Source organism: Pseudomonas aeruginosa, from assembly GCF_001457615.1.
In the GTDB taxonomy this organism is placed as follows: Bacteria; Pseudomonadota; Gammaproteobacteria; order Pseudomonadales; family Pseudomonadaceae; genus Pseudomonas; species Pseudomonas aeruginosa.
Genome location: NZ_LN831024.1, coordinates 3,365,112 through 3,383,343, shown reverse-complemented (window position 1 = coordinate 3,383,343; position 18,232 = coordinate 3,365,112). Strand labels below are relative to the sequence as shown.

18 protein-coding genes are annotated in these 18,232 nt (G+C 67.3%); 9 read left to right on the top strand and 9 right to left on the bottom strand.

Annotation, left to right across the window (positions count from 1 at the left end; translation table 11 throughout):
• Positions 1-147 precede the first annotated feature (147 nt).
• The 7 genes from AT700_RS15420 to rbsK all read left to right on the top strand — a co-directional run bounded on the left by AT700_RS15420 (position 148) and on the right by rbsK (position 8,850).
• Positions 148-1,635, top strand: a complete 1,488-nt coding sequence (locus AT700_RS15420) for a RimK family protein (RefSeq protein WP_003088294.1) — start codon at positions 148-150, stop codon at positions 1,633-1,635.
• Between the two features lie 135 nt (positions 1,636-1,770).
• Positions 1,771-3,099 carry a sigma-54 dependent transcriptional regulator gene (locus AT700_RS15415; protein ID WP_009876309.1) on the top strand — a complete coding sequence of 443 codons (1,329 nt, stop codon included), beginning with the start codon at positions 1,771-1,773 and terminating at the stop codon, positions 3,097-3,099.
• Positions 3,100-3,317: 218 nt separating this feature from the next.
• Entirely contained in the window at positions 3,318-4,277 is a 960-nt protein-coding gene (locus AT700_RS15410) for a sugar ABC transporter substrate-binding protein (RefSeq protein ID WP_003088297.1), read from the top strand.
• 21 nt (positions 4,278-4,298) lie between these two features.
• A complete protein-coding gene (locus tag AT700_RS15405) occupies positions 4,299-5,831 on the top strand; it encodes a sugar ABC transporter ATP-binding protein (RefSeq protein WP_048521130.1) in 1,533 nt (510 codons plus the stop codon).
• Between the two features lie 23 nt (positions 5,832-5,854).
• Positions 5,855-6,853, top strand: a complete 999-nt coding sequence (locus tag AT700_RS15400) for an ABC transporter permease (RefSeq protein WP_003088303.1) — start codon at positions 5,855-5,857, stop codon at positions 6,851-6,853.
• 3 nt (positions 6,854-6,856) lie between these two features.
• Positions 6,857-7,870: a LacI family DNA-binding transcriptional regulator gene (locus AT700_RS15395; protein ID WP_003119158.1), complete on the top strand. Its 1,014-nt coding sequence runs from the start codon at positions 6,857-6,859 to the stop codon at positions 7,868-7,870.
• A gap of 53 nt (positions 7,871-7,923) precedes the next feature.
• The gene (rbsK, locus tag AT700_RS15390) at positions 7,924-8,850 is read left to right on the top strand and encodes a ribokinase (RefSeq protein WP_048521129.1); all 927 of its coding nucleotides are present in this window, start codon (positions 7,924-7,926) and stop codon (positions 8,848-8,850) included.
• A gap of 133 nt (positions 8,851-8,983) precedes the next feature.
• Here the strand turns inward: rbsK and AT700_RS15385 are convergent, their stop codons facing one another.
• The 8 genes from AT700_RS15385 to pnuC form a co-directional block, all read right to left on the bottom strand.
• The gene (locus AT700_RS15385; RefSeq protein ID WP_003121982.1) at positions 8,984-10,249 is read right to left on the bottom strand and encodes a transporter; all 1,266 of its coding nucleotides are present in this window, start codon (positions 10,247-10,249) and stop codon (positions 8,984-8,986) included.
• Positions 10,250-10,309: 60 nt separating this feature from the next.
• Entirely contained in the window at positions 10,310-11,062 is a 753-nt protein-coding gene (locus tag AT700_RS15380) for a hypothetical protein (RefSeq protein WP_003144431.1), read from the bottom strand.
• Positions 11,063-11,075: 13 nt separating this feature from the next.
• Entirely contained in the window at positions 11,076-11,756 is a 681-nt protein-coding gene (locus tag AT700_RS15375; RefSeq protein WP_003117395.1) for a C39 family peptidase, read from the bottom strand.
• 61 nt (positions 11,757-11,817) lie between these two features.
• Entirely contained in the window at positions 11,818-12,840 is a 1,023-nt protein-coding gene (locus tag AT700_RS15370; RefSeq protein ID WP_003113480.1) for a hypothetical protein, read from the bottom strand.
• Between the two features lie 56 nt (positions 12,841-12,896).
• The gene (locus tag AT700_RS15365) at positions 12,897-13,466 is read right to left on the bottom strand and encodes a hypothetical protein (protein ID WP_003113479.1); all 570 of its coding nucleotides are present in this window, start codon (positions 13,464-13,466) and stop codon (positions 12,897-12,899) included.
• A complete protein-coding gene (locus tag AT700_RS15360; RefSeq protein ID WP_003113478.1) occupies positions 13,463-13,951 on the bottom strand; it encodes a hypothetical protein in 489 nt (162 codons plus the stop codon). The genes AT700_RS15365 and AT700_RS15360 overlap by 4 nt, the downstream gene beginning before the upstream one ends.
• A gap of 302 nt (positions 13,952-14,253) precedes the next feature.
• Positions 14,254-14,781, bottom strand: a complete 528-nt coding sequence (locus AT700_RS15355; RefSeq protein ID WP_003113477.1) for an AAA family ATPase — start codon at positions 14,779-14,781, stop codon at positions 14,254-14,256.
• Positions 14,778-15,353 (bottom strand): nicotinamide riboside transporter PnuC, encoded by a 576-nt coding sequence (gene pnuC, locus AT700_RS15350; protein ID WP_003088324.1) that lies wholly within the window; start codon positions 15,351-15,353, stop codon positions 14,778-14,780. Before pnuC ends, AT700_RS15355 begins: the two co-directional genes overlap by 4 nt.
• A gap of 283 nt (positions 15,354-15,636) precedes the next feature.
• Between pnuC and AT700_RS15345 the strand changes: the two genes are divergently transcribed.
• Both AT700_RS15345 and AT700_RS15340 read left to right on the top strand, forming a co-directional pair.
• The gene (locus AT700_RS15345) at positions 15,637-16,470 is read left to right on the top strand and encodes an undecaprenyl-diphosphate phosphatase (protein ID WP_003113476.1); all 834 of its coding nucleotides are present in this window, start codon (positions 15,637-15,639) and stop codon (positions 16,468-16,470) included.
• 70 nt (positions 16,471-16,540) lie between these two features.
• Positions 16,541-17,263, top strand: a complete 723-nt coding sequence (locus AT700_RS15340; RefSeq protein WP_003119153.1) for a DUF1294 domain-containing protein — start codon at positions 16,541-16,543, stop codon at positions 17,261-17,263.
• Positions 17,264-17,273: 10 nt separating this feature from the next.
• On the opposite strand, the gene AT700_RS15335 is transcribed toward AT700_RS15340, so the two are convergent.
• Positions 17,274-18,209, bottom strand: a complete 936-nt coding sequence (locus AT700_RS15335) for a LysR substrate-binding domain-containing protein (protein WP_003119152.1) — start codon at positions 18,207-18,209, stop codon at positions 17,274-17,276.
• Positions 18,210-18,232 lie beyond the last annotated feature (23 nt).

The window sequence follows — 18,232 nt, the reverse complement described above, 5'->3', positions numbered from 1 at the left end:
CTGTAATGGGTGCTGTACGCTTCGGTTTGCTGGCAGGCGCCATAGAGCGGTTTCGCAAGGGATTCCCGCCGAGTATTGGCCGGGATGCGTGCGCCGGCAAGCCGGTTCCGAATGCGCCGTGGTTTCGCTGTCACCCCGGGAGGTGTCGTGAGCAAGCTGTTCATCATCGTGGAACGCAAGGAAGACTGGACGTCCTATTACCCCAGCGAGGATGTGGTCACCGCCCAGGAATACCTGGAACTGCCCATCGACGACGACACTGGCAAGCGGGTCCAGGTGATCAACCTGTGCCGGCACTACAAGTACCTGCGCCATGGCTACTACTGCTCGCTGCTCGCCGAGGCGCGCGGGCACAAGGTGATCCCCTCGGTGCGGACCATCAGCGAGCTGGCCAGGAAGTCGCTGTACAGCCTGGTCCTGGAAGATCTGGATCGCACCCTGGACAAGGCCCTGGCCGCGCACCCCTACGGCAGCACCGATGGTTTCACCCTGACCCTGTATTTCGGCCGTACCGATATCGAGCCGCTGCAGGACCTGGCGCGACAACTGTTCGAGGCGTTTCCCTGCCCGTTGCTGCTGGTGGAGTTCAAGCGCAACCGCACCTGGCACATCGAGGGCATCAAGCCCGGCGCCATCCACAAGCTGCGCGAGGACCAGGAAGACCTCTTCGCCAACGCCCTGGACAGCTTCAGTCGGCAGATCTGGCGCAAGCCGCGTTCGCGCAAGCCGTTCCGCTACGACCTGGCGATCCTCCACGACCCCGGCGAGGCGTTCCCGCCCTCCGACGCCAAGGCGCTGAAGAACTTCGTGCGGGTCGGCCGCAGCCTCGGCATCGACGTCGACCTGATCGAGCGCAAGGACTATTCGCGGATCGCCGAGTACGACGCGCTGTTCATCCGCGAGACCACCAATGTCGCCGATCACACCTACCGTTTCGCCAAGAAGGCCGAGAGCGAAGGGTTGGTGGTGATGGACGACCCGGTGTCGATCCTGCGCTGCACCAACAAGGTGTACCTGGCCGACCTGCTGCGCAGCCACAAGCTGGGCATGCCGGCCACCGAGATTCTCTACAAGGAGAACCCGCAGGAACTGGAGAAGGTCGGCGAGCGCCTGGGCTTCCCGCTAGTGCTGAAGATTCCCGACGGCAGCTTCTCGCGCGGGGTGATCAAGGTGGAGGACCAGGAGCAGTTGCTGGCGGCCAGCGCCGAGCTGTTCGAGCGCTCGGTGCTGATCCTTGCCCAGGAGTTCTTCTATACCGAGTACGACTGGCGTATCGGCGTGCTCAACCGCAAGCCGATCTTCGCCTGCCAGTACTTCATGTCCAAGGGCCACTGGCAGATCTACGACCACAGCCCGGACGCCGAGGAGGTCAGCGGCGATTTCCGCACCATGCCCGTGCACGAGGCGCCGCGCAAGGTGGTGGAGCTGGCGGTGAAGACCGCCAATCTGATCGGCGACGGCCTCTACGGGGTGGACCTGAAGCAGGCCGGCGACAAGGTGGTGGTGATCGAGGTGAACGACAACCCGAACATCGACTGCGGGGTGGAAGATGTCTACCTCGGCGACGACCTCTACAAGCTGGTCCTGGAGGAGTTCGTCCGGCGCCTGGAAGTCAAGCGTCGCGGCTACGACTGATAAGACGATTTCGGCATTGGCGATATAAACAAAGATTCACTTTCGCGCGTCAAAAAATTGCTAGATTTTCCTTTCAGAGCGCCAACATGCCGTTTTTATGACGGTTCAAAGAATTGGCGCCGCAAAGGAGCACACATGCCAGATGCATCGAACCTCCGCCGTCTGCTGGTGGTGGACCCGTGCGACGATTGCCGGCGCCTGTTGCCGGGACTTCGCGAGGCGGGTTGGGCAGTGGACAGCTGCGCGCTGGAAACGGCGCGCGAACGCGCCTGCGACGTCGGCCTGCTGCGCCTGCGGCCGTTCCACCTGGAGCGGCCGGAGACGGTGAAGGACCTGATCAGCCGCAGCGGCACCGAGTGGATCGCCGTGCTCAGCCCGGACACCCTGCCGGTGAATGGCGTCGGCGATTTCGTCTGCGAATGGTTCTTCGACTTCCATACCTTGCCGTTCGACATGGCGCGGGTGCAGGTGACCCTCGGCCGCGCCTTTGGCATGGCCCGCCTGCGCGGGCGCGGCACGGTGCCCGGCGATGCCGAGGGCGAGCACGAACTGCTCGGCGAGAGCCTGGCCGTACGCGACCTGCGCCGGCTGCTGGCGAAGCTGGCGCCGACCGACTCGCCGGTACTGATCCGGGGCGAGAGCGGCACCGGCAAGGAACTGGTCGCGCGTACCCTGCACCGGCAGTCGCGGCGCGCGGACAGGCCGTTCGTCGCGATCAACTGCGGGGCGATTCCCGAGCACCTGATCCAGTCCGAGCTGTTCGGCCACGAGAAGGGCGCCTTCACCGGCGCGCACCAGCGCAAGGTCGGGCGGATCGAGGCGGCCGACGGCGGCACCCTGTTCCTCGACGAGATCGGCGACCTGCCGCTGGAGTTGCAGGCCAACCTGTTGCGCTTTCTCCAGGAACAGCAGATCGAGCGGGTCGGCGGTAGCCGGCCGGTCGAGGTGGACGTGCGGGTGCTGGCGGCGACCCATGTCGACCTGGAGGCGGCGATCGATGCCGGGACGTTCCGCGAGGATCTCTACTACCGGCTCAACGTCCTGCAGGTCGGCACCGCGCCGTTGCGCGAACGGAGCGAGGACCTGCCGCTGCTGGCCAATCATTTCTCCCGGCTCTACAGCCTGGAGACCGGCCGCCGCCCGCGCCGCTTCAGCGAGGACGCGCTGGCGGCGATGGCGATGCACGCCTGGCCGGGCAACGTCCGCGAACTGGCCAACCGGGTGCGTCGCGGGTTGGTCCTGGCGGAGGGGCGGCAGATCGAGGCCCAGGACCTCGGCCTGGAATGCGCGCGCGGCGACGGCCCGCCGTTGTCCAGCCTGGAGGTCTACAAGCTCTGCGCCGAGCGCCAGGCGATGTGCGACGCGCTGGCCCGTTACGGCGACAACCTCAGCGTGGCCGCGCGGATGCTCGGGGTCTCGCGGCCGACCTTCTACCGCCTGTTGCACAAGCACCGGTTGCGCTGAGTGGGCGGCGGGAGATCTGCCAGCCAGGCAAAATATCCTGCGTTTCCCAGCCGTAGCGAACTAGAATCCAACCGATCCCGACCGGTTCGCGACAGTTGCTCGTGGCGATTGACAGAATCTGTCAGATAGACGCATATTCACCTAGCGCAAACGTTTGCGTCTGGATAATCTCCTGGAAAAGCCTCAATACAACGATAAGAAAAGCTGGAGGATACACCATGAAGCGGGTCGCTTCCCGGCGCCTGTTGGCTGCCGTTGTGCTGACTGCCTGTTCCTCGTTCCTGCCCCTGTCCGCCGTCCACGCGGAAACTCCCGAGAAGCCCAGGATCGCGCTGGTGATGAAGTCGCTGGCGAACGAGTTCTTCCTGACCATGGAGGACGGCGCCAAGGCCTACCAGAAGGAGCATGCCGACCGGTTCGAACTGGTTTCCAACGGCATCAAGGACGAGACCGATACCTCCAGCCAGATCCGCATCGTCGAGCAGATGATCGTTTCCGGGGTCGACGCACTGGTGATCGCGCCGGCCGATTCCAAGGCGCTGGTGCCGGTGGTGAAGAAAGCGCTGGACGCCGGCATCGTGGTGGTCAACATCGACAACCGCTTCGACCCGCAGGTGCTGCAGGCGAAGAAGATCGGCGTGCCCTTCGTCGGGCCCGACAACCGCAAGGGCGCGCGGCTGGTCGGCGAGTACCTGGCGAAGCGACTGAAGGCCGGCGACGAGGTCGGCATCATCGAAGGGGTCTCCACGACCACCAATGCCCAGCAGCGCACCGCCGGCTTCAGGGATGCGATGGACGCGGCGGGGATGAAGATCGTCTCCTTGCAGTCGGGCAACTGGGAAATCGAGAAGGGCAACGCGGTGGCTTCGGCGATGCTCAACGAGCATCCGGACCTCAAGGCGCTGCTCGCCGGCAACGACAGCATGGCCCTCGGCGCGGTATCGGCGGTGCGCGCGGCGGGCCGCGCCGGGCAGGTGAAGGTGGTCGGCTACGACAATATCCAGGCGATCAAGCCGATGCTCAAGGATGGCCGGGTACTGGCCACTGCCGACCAGTTCGCCGCGAAGCAGGCGGTGTTCGGTATCCAGACCGCGCTCAAGCTGCTCGCCGGGCAAACCCCGGAACATGAGAAGGACGGCGTGGTCGAGACGCCTGTCGAGTTGGTGACCGCGCCCTGAGCCGTCCGATGGAGCCTTCCCATGTCTAGCGACGCATTGCCGCTGCTGAGCATCCGCGGGGTCGGCAAGACCTACGCGCAGCCGGTGCTGGCGGAGATCGACCTGCAATTGTTCGGCGGCGAGGTGCTGGCCCTGACCGGCGAGAACGGTGCCGGCAAGAGCACCTTGTCGAAGATCGTCGGCGGCCTGGAACGTCCCGGCGCCGGCAGCCTGGAGCTCCTCGGCCGGCCCTACGCCCCCGCTAGCCGCCGCGAGGCCGAGGCGCTGGGCGTGCGCATGGTGATGCAGGAACTGAACCTGCTGCCGACCCTGTCGGTGGCGGAGAACCTGTTCCTCCACGACCTGCCCCGGCGCGCCGGCTGGATCGACCGTCGGCGCCTGCGCGCGGCGGCCCGCGAGGCGATGGCCCAGGTCGGCCTGGAGGCGATCGATCCCGACACGCTGGTCGGCGACCTCGGCATCGGCCACCAGCAGATGGTCGAGATCGCCCGCAACCTGATCGGCGACTGCCGTTTGCTGATCCTCGACGAACCCACGGCGATGCTTACCGCGCGCGAAGTGGACATGCTCTTCGAGCAGGTCGAGCGGCTGCGCGAACGCGGCGTGGCGATCGTCTACATCTCCCATCGACTGGAGGAACTGGCGCGGATTTCGCAGCGCATCTCGGTGTTGCGCGATGGCCACCTGGTCTGCGTCGAGCCGATCGAGCGCTACGACGCCGACCAACTGGTGACCCTGATGGTCGGCCGCGAGCTGGGCGAGCGCTTCGACCTGGGTACACGGCAGATCGGCGCGCCGTTGCTGCGGGTGGAGCGGTTGAGCCGGCGCGGCAAGGTGCATGAGGTGTCGTTCGAGGTGCGCGCGGGGGAGATCTTCGGCATTTCCGGACTGATCGGCTCCGGGCGCACCGAATTGTTGCGCCTGATCTACGGCGCCGACCGCGCCGACGGTGGGCAGGTCCTGCTCGGCGATCCGCCGCAGCGCCTGAGCCTGCGTTCGCCGGCCGACTCGGTGCGCCAGGGGGTGGCGCTGATCACCGAGGACCGCAAGGGCGAGGGCCTGCTGCTGGACCAGTCGATCAGCGCCAACCTGGCCCTGGGCAACCTGCCGGCGCTGGCGCGCCACGGGGTGATCGACCGGCGCCGCGAGGAAGCCCTGGCGCGGCGTCAGGTGGAGGCGCTGCGGGTGCGCTGCGCGGACACCGCGCAGGCGGTGGGCGAACTGTCCGGCGGCAACCAGCAGAAGGTGGTGATCGGCCGCTGGCTGGAGCGCGACTGCCAGGTGCTGCTGTTCGACGAGCCGACCCGTGGCATCGACGTCGGCGCCAAGTTCGACATCTATGCCTTGCTCGCCGAACTGACCCGCCGGGGCAAGGCGCTGGTGGTGGTGTCCAGCGACCTGCGCGAGCTGATGCTGATCTGCGATCGCATCGGCGTGCTCTCGGCGGGACGTATGGTGAACACCTTCGAGCGCGACGCCTGGACCCAGGACGCGCTGCTGGCGGCGGCCTTCGCCGGTTACAAGAAACGCGACGCGCTGCTGGCGACGTCGTGAACACGCAACGCAAGGAACCAGAAATGAGCGACCCGACGTCTTCCGCTACCGCCGCCGCAGCGCCAACCCTGCGACGCGGCAACTATTTCGGCCTGGGCACCTACCTCGGCCTGGCCGGCGCGCTGCTGGCGATGATCGCGCTGTTCTCGGCGCTGAGCAGCCACTTCCTCAGCTATGGCACCTTCCTCGCCATCGCCAACCAGATCCCCGACCTGGTGGTGCTGGCGGTGGGCATGACCTTCATCCTGATCGTCGGCGGCATCGATCTCTCGGTGGGTTCGGTGCTGGCCCTGGCGGCCTCGGCGGTAAGCCTGGCGACGCTCGGCTGGGGCTGGGGCGTGCTGCCGGCGGCGATGCTCGGGATGGCCTGCGCGACCCTGGCCGGCTGCGTCACCGGTTCGATCACGGTGGCCTGGCGGATTCCCTCGTTCATCGTGTCCCTCGGGGTGCTGGAGATGGCCCGTGGGCTGGCCTACCAGATGACCGACTCGCGCACGGCCTATATCGGCGACGCCTATGCCTGGCTGTCCAATCCGCTGGCGTTCGGCATCTCGCCGGCCTTCGTGATCGCCCTGCTGGTGATGTTCGCCGCCCAGGCGGTGCTCACCCGCACGGTGTTCGGCCGCTACCTGATCGGCATCGGTACCAACGAAGAAGCGGTGCGATTGGCCGGTGTGAACCCGAAACCCTATAAGATTGCAGTATTCGCCCTGATGGGGCTGCTCGCCGGGTTGGCCGCGCTGTTCCAGATCTCGCGTCTGGAAGCGGCCGATCCCAACGCCGGGGTCGGCCTGGAACTCCAGGTCATCGCCGCGGTGGTGATCGGCGGCACCAGCCTGATGGGCGGGCGAGGTTCGGTGGTCAGCACCTTCTTCGGCGTGCTGATCATTTCCGTATTGGCGGCGGGGCTGGCGCAGATCGGTGCGTCGGAGCCGACCAAACGAATCATTACCGGGGCGGTGATCGTGGTAGCGGTGGTGCTGGATACCTACCGCAGCCATCGCGCCCGCAGACAGGGCTGAACGATGGCGACAATGAAGGACGTGGCGGCGATGGCGGGGGTTTCCTTCACCACCGTATCGCATGTGGTGAACAGGACGCGGCCGGTCAGCGACGCGGTGCGCAAGAAGGTCGAGGACGCCATCGCGCAGCTGCACTACGTGCCCAGCGCGGTGGCGCGCTCGCTGAAGGTGCGCACCACCTCGATCATCGGCCTGCTGGTGCCGAACAGTACCAACCCGTATTTCGCCGAGCTGTCGCGCGGCATCGAGGATTGCTGCGAGCGCAACGGTTACTGCGTGATCCTCTGCAACTCCGACGACAACCCGCAGAAGCAGGCCAACTACCTGCGCGTGCTCCAGGAGAAACGTATCGACGGCCTGGTCCTGGCGTCCGCCGGCGGCGACGGCGCGCTGGCCAAGGGACTGGCGAACATGCGCACGCCGACCGTGATCGTCGACCGCGAGGTGGAAGGCGTGGAAGCTGACCGGGTGCAGATCGACCATGAGATGGGCGCCTACCTGGCGACCCGCCACCTGCTCGAACTGGGCCATCGCGACATCGCCTGCATCGGCGGGCCGCTGTCGACCAAGGTTTCGACGCTGCGGGTCGAGGGCTACCGGCGGGCGATGGCCAAGGCCGGCCTGGAGGTGCGCCCGCAGTGGCTGCTGGAAAGCGAGTTCAGCAGCCCCGGCGGCTACCACGCGGCGCTCGGCCTGCTGGGCGGCGAGGGCGAGCGACCGACGGCGATCGTCGCCGGCAACGACATGATCGGCATCGGCGTGCTGCGCGCCGCGGCCGAGCTGAATATCAGGGTGCCGCACGAACTGTCGGTGATCGGCTTCGACGATATCGAGCTGAGCCGCTTCGTGTTTCCCGCCTTGACCACCGTGGGCCAGTCGATCCGCCTGCTTGGCGAGATCGCTGCGCAATTGCTGCTGCAACGCATCGCCGAGCGCGAGGAGCCGATGCAGCGGCGGGTGGTGGCGCCGGCGCTGGTCCTGCGCGAATCCACCGCGCCGCCGCTGGTGCGGGTCTGAACCGGGCGCCGGGGGCGCCCTCGCTAGAGAGAGGCTGGAACAAGGACGCAACGATGCAAGCGAAAGTACTGGTGGTGGGCAGCCTGAACATGGACCTGGTGGTGCGCGCGCCGCGCCTGCCACGGGGCGGCGAGACCCTCGCCGGGCAGTCCTTCATCACCGTTCCCGGCGGCAAGGGAGCCAACCAGGCGGTCGCCGCGGCGCGTCTCGGCGCGGAGGTGGCGATGATCGGCTGCCTTGGCGACGATGCCTACGGCGACCAGTTGTACCGTGCGCTACAGGCCGAGGGCATCGACTGCCAGGGCGTCGAGCGGGTGGCCGGGGAGTCCAGCGGGGTGGCGCTGATCGTGGTCGACGACAGCAGCCAGAACGCCATCGTCATCGTCGCCGGCGGCAACGGCCACCTGTCGCCGGCCGTGCTGGCGCGCCACGAACACTTGCTGGAGCAGGCGCAGGTGGTGGTCTGCCAGCTGGAAAGCCCGCTGGAGACGGTTGGCCATGTGCTGCGCCGGGCCCATGCACTGGGCAAGACGGTGATCCTCAACCCGGCGCCGGCCACCCGCGACGTGCCGGCGGACTGGCTGCCGCTGGTGGACTACCTGGTCCCCAACGAGACCGAAAGCGAACTGCTCTGCCGTCTGCCGGTGGACTCCCTGGAGAGCGCCGGGCGTGCCGCTGAGCGCCTGCGCGAAATGGGCGCCGGCAGGGTGATCGTCACCCTCGGCGCCCAGGGCGCCCTACTGGTGGGCGAGGGGCGGGACGAGCATTTCCCGGTGGCGCGGGTCAAGGCGCTGGATACCACGGCGGCCGGCGACACCTTCGTCGGTGGCTTCGCCGCGGCCCTTGCGCGCGGCCTCGACGAGGCGGCGGCGATCCGCTTCGGCCAGGCCGCCGCGGCGATCTCGGTGACCCGCCTCGGCGCGCAGACCTCGATCCCCTCGCGCGAGGAAGTCGAGCGGGCGCTCGCTGGCGAGGCTTGAGAGGGACGGTGCCGTTGCTACCGGCGGATAACGCCTGCGGCGTTATCCGCCCTGCGCAGCTAGGCGAGGACCGCTCCCAGGCTCACGCATCCCTTCGAGGGGTAAGGCATGCCCAGGCTCGAACGGTGGCCCCTCAGAAGTAGTAGGGGAATTTCACGCCGAAGGTGAAGTCCGGCGCGTCCGGAGTGATGCCGATGGACAGGCTGGGCACGATGCTGAACCTGTTGCTCACCGCATAGGTCATGCCCAGGCCGAAGTAGCCGGCGTTGGCGTCGCTGCCGCTGACGGTCTGCCAGCTTTGGCCGTCCTGCTTGACCTTGCTCTTCTGGCTGATCAGTTCGGAGAAGGAGAACGACAGGCTCATCTTCTCGTTCAGCGCGAAGGCCACGCCGACGCCGAGTTGGAACCAGTTGCCGAGCTTGACCTTGCCGCCGGTCTTCACGCCTTGCTGCGGGTTGATGTCGTCGAACGACTCTTCGAAGTTGTAGGTATACGACAGGCTGCCGAACAGCACCGCCGGGTCCACCGTCTTCACCAGCGAGATGCCCGGGGTGATCGACCAGACGCCGTTGCCGGTGGGCAGGTCGTCGGGCACGTTGAGGTTGTTGTTGCCCGGTACCTGCTTCAGCTTGATGCCGTAAGGATCCTTGCCGGTGGGCGCCTTGACCCGCAGGCTGACCACCGCGTCCGGGGTGCTCTCGCTTTCGTCGAGGAACTTGTAGGCGACGCCGAAGCTGACGTCGCCCAGGCGTGGGTCGCCGGTCACCGATTTCTCGGTGATCTGCGAGGTCGAGCCGCCGGCGCCGGCGGACTGGTAGGTCGATTCGCGATAGACCACCGGGGCGTTGATATCCACCTGCCAGCGCTGGTTCCAGTTGTAGCGGCCGGTCAGGTCGAGGGTCCAGATGTCGGCATCGATCTGGTCCACGCCGATGTTGCCGAGGAAGATCGAGTCCAGCGCCAGGAAGCCGTTGAGGAACAACTGGCGGGTGTCGTAGTGGCTGTAGGTGAGGCCGGTCTCCAGGCTGAAGGTGCCGCCGCCGAAGAAGCCGCTGGCGTCCTGGTAGATGTTTTCCACGCTGGGCGCGGGCGCGCCATCGTCCTTGAGGCTGGCGCCGTAGGTGCCGGCGACCGCGTTGGCGTCGTTGCGCGCCTGCGCCGGCGGCTGGATCGACTTGACCAGGCGTTGCGGCTGCGGCGCCTGGGGTTGCGCCTCGACCTGGCGTACGCGCTGTTCGAGGACCATCAGGGCGTTCTGCTGGGCCTCGTAGCGTTGGCGCAGCTCCAGGAGTTCCTTCTTCAGCGCCTCGACCTCGGACTCCGTCGCGGCCTGCGCCAGGAACGGGGAAACCAGGGTGGTGGCGCAGAGGACAGCTCGCAGCGAGAGTGTCTGGGTCATGTTTGCCGTTCCGTTTTTATGGCCTTCCGATAGCACAGTGATTTCAGACTAGATCAACTTTCAGTAGCCGCTGGGGCGCAGCGCGCGCAATTGCTCCCAGGCGCAATTCAGTGCCGGATCGGCGCCCGGCCGGTCCTTGAGCATCACCTCGAGCGCCGCCAGGTTCTGCACCAGGTTGCGGTTTCCGCTGAGCGCCACGCTCTGCACCAGGCCGCCGGCGCCGAGGCTTTGCAGGCTGGCGCCCTGGCCGCTGGCCTGGATCGCCAGTTGCAGGGCGCCGCCGTTCGGCGTGACCTTCACCGTGCCGGCCTCGCCGCTGAGGGCGAGCGCACCTTCCAGCGGCGTGCCGCCCGGCAGTGGCGGCGGCGCGTCGCCGTGGCGGACCTCGATGCTGACGCCATTGCTGGCGCTGTTGTGGTCGCCGGCGGTGCGGATGCTCTGGCTGACCCCTTGGGTCTGTGCCAGTCCGGCGCCGCCGAGGACCTGGCCGTTGCCGGCGGCGGGTGGTGGGGCGTCGCCTGGCCGATCGACCAGGGTGACGTTGAGGACCGGGCGCGCCAGGTTCTGCCGCACCTGCAGGTCGACGCGCGCGCCGAGGACCTGGCCGCTGGCGTTCTGCCAGGTGCTGCTCATGGTCACTCCGAAGCTGACGATCCGCCCCGGCAGCACATAGCGCCCGCGCAGATGGGAAAGCTCCTGGTCGCTCAGTTCGGCGGGGGCGAACAGGTCGCTGGCGGGGGCGGGCAGCGCAGCGCCGAGGCAGCAGGCGAGGACGAAGCAGTGGTGCGTGTACATGGCGTGCTCCCGGAGCATCCGGCTCCTGCGATCAGAAGAAATCGCTCTGGATGAAGCCGAATTCCATCAGTTCGGCGTCCCTGACCGGTTTGAAGCGGTCCAGGCGATTGCGCGCGGTCAGCGGCTCGGGCGGCGTCAGCAGCGGATTGCCGCGGTCGTATCCCTGGCCGATCACGGCGAAGACGATGCCGTTCCAGCCCTTGGCGAACTCTGTCAGCGCGTAACGTTTGTGCCCCAGCGCCGGGTCACCCACGTACACGTACTCGCCCTGGGTGCGTTGCAGGACGACGAAGTGCTTGTAGCCGCGGATTTCCATCAGCACGATGGCGGGGATCTTCAGTTGTTCCAGTTGCGCCGCCTCGATCCGGTAGCCGCGCGCGCGCATGCCCATGGATTCGACGTAGCGCTTCATGTCGAGCATGGAGAAGCCCTGGGTGCGGACGATCTCCGGGTCGGCGTGGGCGAGCATGCCCTGGATCACCGCCTGCTCGTCGAGCGGGGCGCCGTAGGCCTTCTCCAGGATGGTCGCGAGGGCCGCGGCGCCGCAGCTGAAATCGGTCTTCTGCTCGACCAGGTCGGCGAAGCGCCGCTCGCGGATGCTCTGCACCTGCTTGTAGACCAGGCCGCCGCCGGGCAGGGCGGGAAAGCCGAGGGTCGCCGCCTGGGCGGTGAGGTCGACGAGCAGCAGCAGGGAAAGGATGAGCGTGCGCATGGCCGGTTCCTGTGTCGGATGGAAAAGGGTTCCGGCTGGCGCCGGAACCCCTGGGCCAGGATCAGAAGCCAAGGCTCTCGCCACCGGCCGGGCAGCTGCTGCAACCGGCGGCGATGGACAGGGAGTTGCTCTGCTGGTTGCCGCCACCGGCGGCGATGTTCACCCCGACGTTGCCCGAGACGTTCTGCAACGAGTTGCTCAGGCTGGCGTTGTTGGTGACCGGGGTCTTGAAGCCGACGATCGCCGGGATGAAGCCGGACACCGTGCCTTTCAGGTCGACGTCGCCCTTTTCCTTGAAGGCGAACGCGCCGCCGTCGTGGTTCAGGTCCTTGGCGCCCTGGGCCTGGCTGTCCACGTCGATGTGGCCGGTATTGCTGCCGCCCGGATGGGTCTGGCCTTCCCAGGTGTCGAGGTAGACGTCGCCGATCTGGTCGGAGGTGCCCTTGTAGCTGCCGTCGGCGTTCAGCTTCAGCGACACGTAGGTGCCGCCATAGGCGTAGTTGGCGCTGTTGACGGTGGTGTTGCCGGTGGAGGTCTGCGACGCGGCGCTACCGGCAGTGCTGTACTGGCCGTTGGAGACGGCGGCGGCCAGGTCGTTCTTCTGCTGGTTGAAGTTGCCGGCGGCGACGTTCACGCCCAGGTTGCCCGAGACGTTGTTGGCCGAGTTGCTCAGCGATGCGGTGTTGGGGTTGGAGTAGTTGTTCAGCGTATTGCCGTAGCCGCTCTGCAGCACGCTGGTGCTGGCGGTCGCGGTGCCGAACACGAAGCTGGCGTCGGCGCTGGCCAGCGCGGCGGCGTTGGCCTGCTGGTTGTTGTCGCCGGCGGCGACGTTGACCCCGACGTTGCCCGAGGCATCCTTGATCGAGCCGCTCACCGAGGCATTGTTCAGCGTGCCGAAGTTGCTGACCTTGTTGTTGTAGTTCTGCTGCGTATCCACCACCAGGGCCGTGGCTCCGCCCTTGTTGTTCGACTGCGGGTTGGGTTTCGGCGGGTGCCAGCCACCTTCGTTTCCGGCGTAGGCCGATACCGACAGCACTGCAGCCATTGCCAGGGCCAGCGGGGTCAGGACCATAGTCGCTTTCATGGCGTTTCTCCTTGCATTTCTGTGCTTAGTGTTGGGCTTGTGTTGGCTTGGCAGAGTCATTCCATGACCCTGACGCTGAGGGTGTTCATCGACTGATTGCCCACCCCAGCGCTCTGGTTCACCTGCACCACGCCGCTGCTCCCGGCGAAGGCGCGATCGTCCGTCGAGACGCTGCGTCCCCCCGGGACCGGAGTGGCCGAACCGGAGACTTTGGTCAGCGCCACGCTTTGCGCGAGAACGCTGTCATCCAGGCTTTCCGGGCCGTTGCTGAGACTCAGCCGGAAGGCGTTGATCTGTTGGTTGCCGAGGCCGGCGCCCTGGTTGACGCCGAGGATGCCGCTGCCGCGCAGCGCCGCCCCCGAGATGCTGGCGCTGGCTGCGATCGGCTGGCTGGCGTCGAGTTGCAGATGCTGGCGCTGGTCGCTGCCGACGAGGGCCGCGGAGCCTACCGCGACGACACGAACGTTGCTCTGTTGCTGGGCGTCGCCGGCGGCCTGGTTGAGGGCGAAGTTGCCGCGGTAGGTGCCGCTGTCATCGATGCTGGCGCGATTGCGTGAGGCCAGCGGGTCGGCCTGGAGCGACGCGATACAGGCGAAGGCGAGGAGGAGGGCGGACAGGCGCTTCATTGACCACCCCCGAGCATCTGCAGCGGTGCCAGGCCCTGCTTGAGGCTGCCGTTGATCTGCCCGGCGAGGCCTGCGCCGGCGCCGCCTCCCGCGCCGTGGGTGGTGCCGAGGTTGCCGACGGCCTGGACCGTCGCCGGGTTCGCCGGCTGGCTGGCGAAACCCGGCAGGGCGCTTCCGGTGAGAATCATGCTGCGAATCCCGGAACCGCTGGTCACGATGGCGAAGTCGGCATCGCCCAGTTCGCGGCTCACGGTATTGCCGCTGGCCGCCCCGTTGGCGAGGGCGTTGACCTCGGCGGAGACGTTGGTGTCGACGACGGTGGGATGTGGGTCGGGCACCATGCTCGGACGGTAGGCGACCCGTGGCTGGACCTGGCGCTGGACGACGATCGTACCGTCCGCCGCATGCGCGGGGAGGCTCACCGGCACGGAGCCGACGATGACCAGCAGCGCTGGAACGACGATGCGTAGCGAACTCCCCGACATGATGGCGCTTCCTTCGTTGGCGCTGAGCCCTAATCAGCGTTGGCAGGGAGCGAGCATGGGGCGTGCCGGTTTTGCGTTTTCCTTGTCAATCAAGGGCTTGGAGGTGAGCGCCGGGGGAACCTGGCGGACAGTGTTGCATCCGTGCAACAGCAGGCCCGCCGACCATGGGGTCAAGCCTGCCGGGGACGCGCCCGGAGCTGTTTCAGCGCCGAGACAGCTTTCCGCGGCGCCGTCGCGAAACGCTCTGCGCCAAGGGCCGGACTGTGCTGGCGGTGTATCGCTGGCGTGACAGGGCCGGCCCTTCAGCCGTCCTGGAGCAGTCCTTGCACTGCGGCGAAAGCCTGGCGCCGGCGCTCGGCCCAGTCGCCGGCGATGGCGCGGTAGGGCTGCCGATGCCGCTCCAGCCAGGCTTGGCATTCGCGGTGGAAGGCCTGGCGCTGCGCCAGTTCCGGCTGGCAGCGCTGGCCGTCGGCGCTCCAGGCCACGCCTTCCGGCGAGAGCAGCAGGTGCAGGTCGTAGCGCCGCCGCAGCAGGGCGGGTTCGAGCCAGTCCGGACAGTCGCCGAAGAGAATCCGGCTCCAGAGGATGTTGCTCAGCAGGTGGGTATCGAGGATCAGCAGCGCCGGCCGTTCCGCGCGAGCGGCGTCCTCCCAGGCCAGTTGCCCGCGGGCGATGGCGGGGATGTCGGCGTAGCAGGTGTCGCGGCGCTGTTCGTCGATGAAGTGGCGGACGTACTCGCCGACCACCCGGCCGCCGAAGCGGGCCTGGAGCTGCTCCGCAAGCCAGCTCTTGCCGCTGGATTCGGGCCCGGTGAGTACCAGCACCTTCATGCGGCGACGCCCTCGCGCAATGCCGGGTCGCGGCGCCAGGTCCGCCAGCCGTGGATCGCCAGCAGGGTGAAGAGGGCGTAGAGGGCGGCGGTCAGGTACAGCGCCTTGCTGGCGAAGAGCGCCACGAACAGCACGTCTACGGCGATCCACAGGGCCCAGCATTCCAGGCGCTTCTGCGCCATCCAGCATTGCGCCACCAGGCTGAAGGCGGTCAATCCGGCGTCCCACCAGGGACTGGCGGCATCGGTGTGGTTGGCCATCAGGTAACCGAGCGCGACGCTGCCGACCAGGCCCGCACCGAGCCCGTAGAGGCGCTGCGCGGCGTTCAGGCGGCTCACCGAGCGGCCGTCGTGGTCCTGCCCGCCGCGGGTCCACTGCCACCAGCCATAGAGCTGTAGCGCCGCGTAGACCATTTGCAGGAGCATGTCCGAATAAAGCTTCACCTCGAAGAATATCCAGGCGTAGAGCGCCACCATCACCAGGCCGATAGGCCAGCACCAGGGATTCTGGCGGACGGTCAGGTAGACGGCGATGGCGCCGAGCGAAGCGGCGAAGAGTTCAAGGGGTGACACGGAAGGCCCTCATGCGACGAGGACGCATTGTAGCGAATGTATCCGGCGCTTCGCGAAGACCAGGGCGGAGGGGACGGGCGCGGACAGATTTGTTCAGACGCCGGCTGGCAAGAATTCCAAGATTCCTGGCCGGCCGCTCTGGTAGCATGCCCGCCGGTTTCGACTTCGGCAGTGGGGGAACTGGTCGGGTTCTTCGGAGTCGTAAGGCCTTCATAAAAGACGGCGAGTGTATCGCCGAGAACAACGAAAGCTCGTTCGGGACAGTAGTAGAAGGGGGAGAAACATGGAGTGGTGGACTGCTTTCCAGGCGTTCATCCTGGGCGTCGTGGAGGGGCTGACCGAGTTCCTGCCGATTTCCAGCACCGGGCACCAGATCATCGTCGCCGACCTCATCGGCTTCGGCGGCGAACGCGCCAAGGCGTTCAACATCATCATCCAGCTGGCGGCGATCCTCGCTGTCGTCTGGGAATTTCGGGGAAAGATCTTTCAAGTCGTCCGTGACCTGCCGAGCCAGCGCCAGGCCCAGCGTTTCACCGCCAACCTGCTGATCGCGTTCTTCCCGGCGGTAGTCCTCGGCGTCCTGTTCGCCGACCTGATCCACGAGTGGCTGTTCAATCCGATCACCGTTGCCCTGGCGCTGGTGGTGGGTGGGGTGGTCATGCTCTGGGCCGAGCGCCGGAAGCATGTGATCCGCGCCGAACACGTCGACGACATGACCTGGAAGGACGCCCTGAAGATCGGCTGTGCCCAGTGCCTGGCGATGATCCCCGGCACCTCGCGGTCCGGCGCGACCATCATCGGCGGCCTGCTGTTCGGCCTTTCGCGCAAGGCGGCCACCGAGTTCTCGTTCTTCCTGGCGATGCCGACCATGGTCGGCGCGGCGGTCTATTCCGGATACGTGTACCGCGACCTGTTCCGCCCCGAGGACCTGCCGGTGTTCGCCGTCGGCTTCGTCACCTCGTTCGTCTTCGCCATGCTGGCGGTGCGTGCCTTGCTGAAGTTCATCGGCAACCACAGCTACGCGGCTTTCGCCTGGTATCGGATCGCCTTCGGCCTGCTGATCCTGGCGACCTGGCAATTCCACCTGATCGACTGGAGCACCGCCGGCGAGGTGTGAGGCCCGGGAACAGGCAAGAGGCGCGGCGCGAGCCGCGCCTTTTTTCGTCTGGCCGCCGCGGGTGGCTAGAATGCAGCGCGAAACGGGTAGCGAGCGAGTGGATGTGGATATGGAAAAGCCGGGCATGATCAGCCGCTGGTATGACGACAAGGGCTTCGGCTTCATCCTGCCGAAGACCGGCGGGGAAGAAGTCTTCCTGCATATCTCCGCGTTCCGCGGCGACCGCCGTCCCCGCCAGGGCGACCAGGTGTGGTTTCTCGCCAGCCAGGATGCCCAGGGCCGCCTGCGCGCCGAGAGGGCGCGGCTGGACGCGCTGACCATCGATCCGCCGACTGTCCGCCGTGGCGCCCAGGCGCCGGTGACGCGGGCCCAGGCGCGGCCGGCGCCGACTCCGCCGAGCGCGTTGCAGCGCCCGTTGGCGAAGCTGCTGGTCCTGCTGATCCTCTGCGTGCTGCCGGCCGCTGGCGCCTGGCGGATGTACCTGGACGGACAGGCCCTCTGGCCGCTGCTGGCCTATCCGCTGGCCAGCCTGCTCGCATTCGCCCTCTACTGGCGGGACAAGCGCAGCGCCGCACGCGGCGACTGGCGTACCCCGGAGGTCCGCCTGCACCTGTTCGAGCTGCTCGGCGGCTGGCCTGGCGCGCTGGTCGCGCAGCAGGTATTCCGCCACAAGACCCGCAAGCTCTCGTTCCAACTGGTGTTCTGGGGCATCGTCCTGCTGCACCAGCTGTTCTGGCTCGACAGCCTGCTCGGCGGGCGCCTGTCCGCCGCGCTGTTGCAGCGGATCGGCTGAACGGCGCGGCTCACTCGCGGGCGCGGCGGTAGGCCGGGCCGGTCTCGCCCGAGGGGCGTTGCAGGGCTTCCACGAGAAAGTCGATCAAAGCACGGATCGCCGGAATCTGGCTGCTGCGCGGCAGGTAGGCGGCCTGCATGGTGCTTTTCGGCAAGGTCCACTGCGGCAGGATGCGCACCAGGCTGCCATCGGCCAGTTCCCTGTCGCAGTAGCCTTCGGGCAGCAGGGTGACGCCGAGGCCGGCCACGGCGGCTTTCTTGCGCAGGACGAAGTCGTCGACGCCCAGGCGCGGTTCGCGTTCCAACTGGTAGCGGCTGCCATCCGGCCCGATCAGGGTCGCGTGGACCTTGCGGTCGTTATGAATAGCGCCGAGGAAGGGCAGGTCTTCGAGGTCTTCCGGATGTTCCAGGCGACGCCCGGCGATCAGCGACGGGGCGGCGAGGATCTGCGTGGTCGCCGGAGCCAGGCGCCGGCAGACCAGCGCAGGGTCCTCGTCGCCGAGTTCGCGCACGCGCAGTGCCACGTCCACCCCCTCGTTGAGCAGGTCGACCCGGCGGTTGGTCAGGAGGATTTCCAGCTGGACCTGCGGGTGTCGTTCGAGAAACCGCGGCAACAGGTCGGCCAGGTTGCTCGAAGCCATGGCCACCGGTGCGGAAAGGCGCAGCCGGCCACGCGGCTCGACGCTCAGCTCGGCGATCACCTGTTCGGCCATCTCCGCTTCCAGCAGCAGGTTGCGGCAGTGCTGCAGGTAGCGTTCGCCGACCTCCGTGAGCGCCAGCTTGCGTGTCGTGCGGTGCAGCAGGCGCACCTGAAGGCGCTCCTCCAGCTCGGCGATGCGCCGCGACAGGCGCGACTTGGGAATCCCCGTCTCGCGTCCGGCCGCGGCGAAGCCGCCGCATTCCACCACCTTGGCGAAGTAGTAGAGGTCGTTGAGGTCGTGGGGCATGCAGGCGCTCCGCTGGGGGGAAA

Excerpts from the sequence above, each read along its gene's own strand:
- AT700_RS15405 (WP_048521130.1), top strand. The coding sequence starts at position 4,299 with ATGTCTAGCGACGCATTGCCGCTGCTGAGCATCCGCGGGGTCGGCAAG.
- AT700_RS15355 (WP_003113477.1), bottom strand. The coding sequence starts at position 14,781 with ATGAAGGTGCTGGTACTCACCGGGCCCGAATCCAGCGGCAAGAGCTGG.
- AT700_RS15360 (WP_003113478.1), bottom strand. The coding sequence starts at position 13,951 with ATGTCGGGGAGTTCGCTACGCATCGTCGTTCCAGCGCTGCTGGTCATC.
- AT700_RS15385 (WP_003121982.1), bottom strand. The coding sequence starts at position 10,249 with ATGACCCAGACACTCTCGCTGCGAGCTGTCCTCTGCGCCACCACCCTG.
- AT700_RS15370 (WP_003113480.1), bottom strand. The coding sequence starts at position 12,840 with ATGAAAGCGACTATGGTCCTGACCCCGCTGGCCCTGGCAATGGCTGCA.
- AT700_RS15410 (WP_003088297.1), top strand. The coding sequence starts at position 3,318 with ATGAAGCGGGTCGCTTCCCGGCGCCTGTTGGCTGCCGTTGTGCTGACT.
- AT700_RS15375 (WP_003117395.1), bottom strand. The coding sequence starts at position 11,756 with ATGCGCACGCTCATCCTTTCCCTGCTGCTGCTCGTCGACCTCACCGCC.
- AT700_RS15345 (WP_003113476.1), top strand. The coding sequence starts at position 15,637 with ATGGAGTGGTGGACTGCTTTCCAGGCGTTCATCCTGGGCGTCGTGGAG.
- rbsK (WP_048521129.1), top strand. The coding sequence starts at position 7,924 with ATGCAAGCGAAAGTACTGGTGGTGGGCAGCCTGAACATGGACCTGGTG.
- AT700_RS15365 (WP_003113479.1), bottom strand. The coding sequence starts at position 13,466 with ATGAAGCGCCTGTCCGCCCTCCTCCTCGCCTTCGCCTGTATCGCGTCG.
- AT700_RS15380 (WP_003144431.1), bottom strand. The coding sequence starts at position 11,062 with ATGCTCCGGGAGCACGCCATGTACACGCACCACTGCTTCGTCCTCGCC.
- AT700_RS15340 (WP_003119153.1), top strand. The coding sequence starts at position 16,541 with ATGCAGCGCGAAACGGGTAGCGAGCGAGTGGATGTGGATATGGAAAAG.
- AT700_RS15335 (WP_003119152.1), bottom strand. The coding sequence starts at position 18,209 with ATGCCCCACGACCTCAACGACCTCTACTACTTCGCCAAGGTGGTGGAA.
- AT700_RS15400 (WP_003088303.1), top strand. The coding sequence starts at position 5,855 with ATGAGCGACCCGACGTCTTCCGCTACCGCCGCCGCAGCGCCAACCCTG.
- AT700_RS15395 (WP_003119158.1), top strand. The coding sequence starts at position 6,857 with ATGGCGACAATGAAGGACGTGGCGGCGATGGCGGGGGTTTCCTTCACC.
- AT700_RS15415 (WP_009876309.1), top strand. The coding sequence starts at position 1,771 with ATGCCAGATGCATCGAACCTCCGCCGTCTGCTGGTGGTGGACCCGTGC.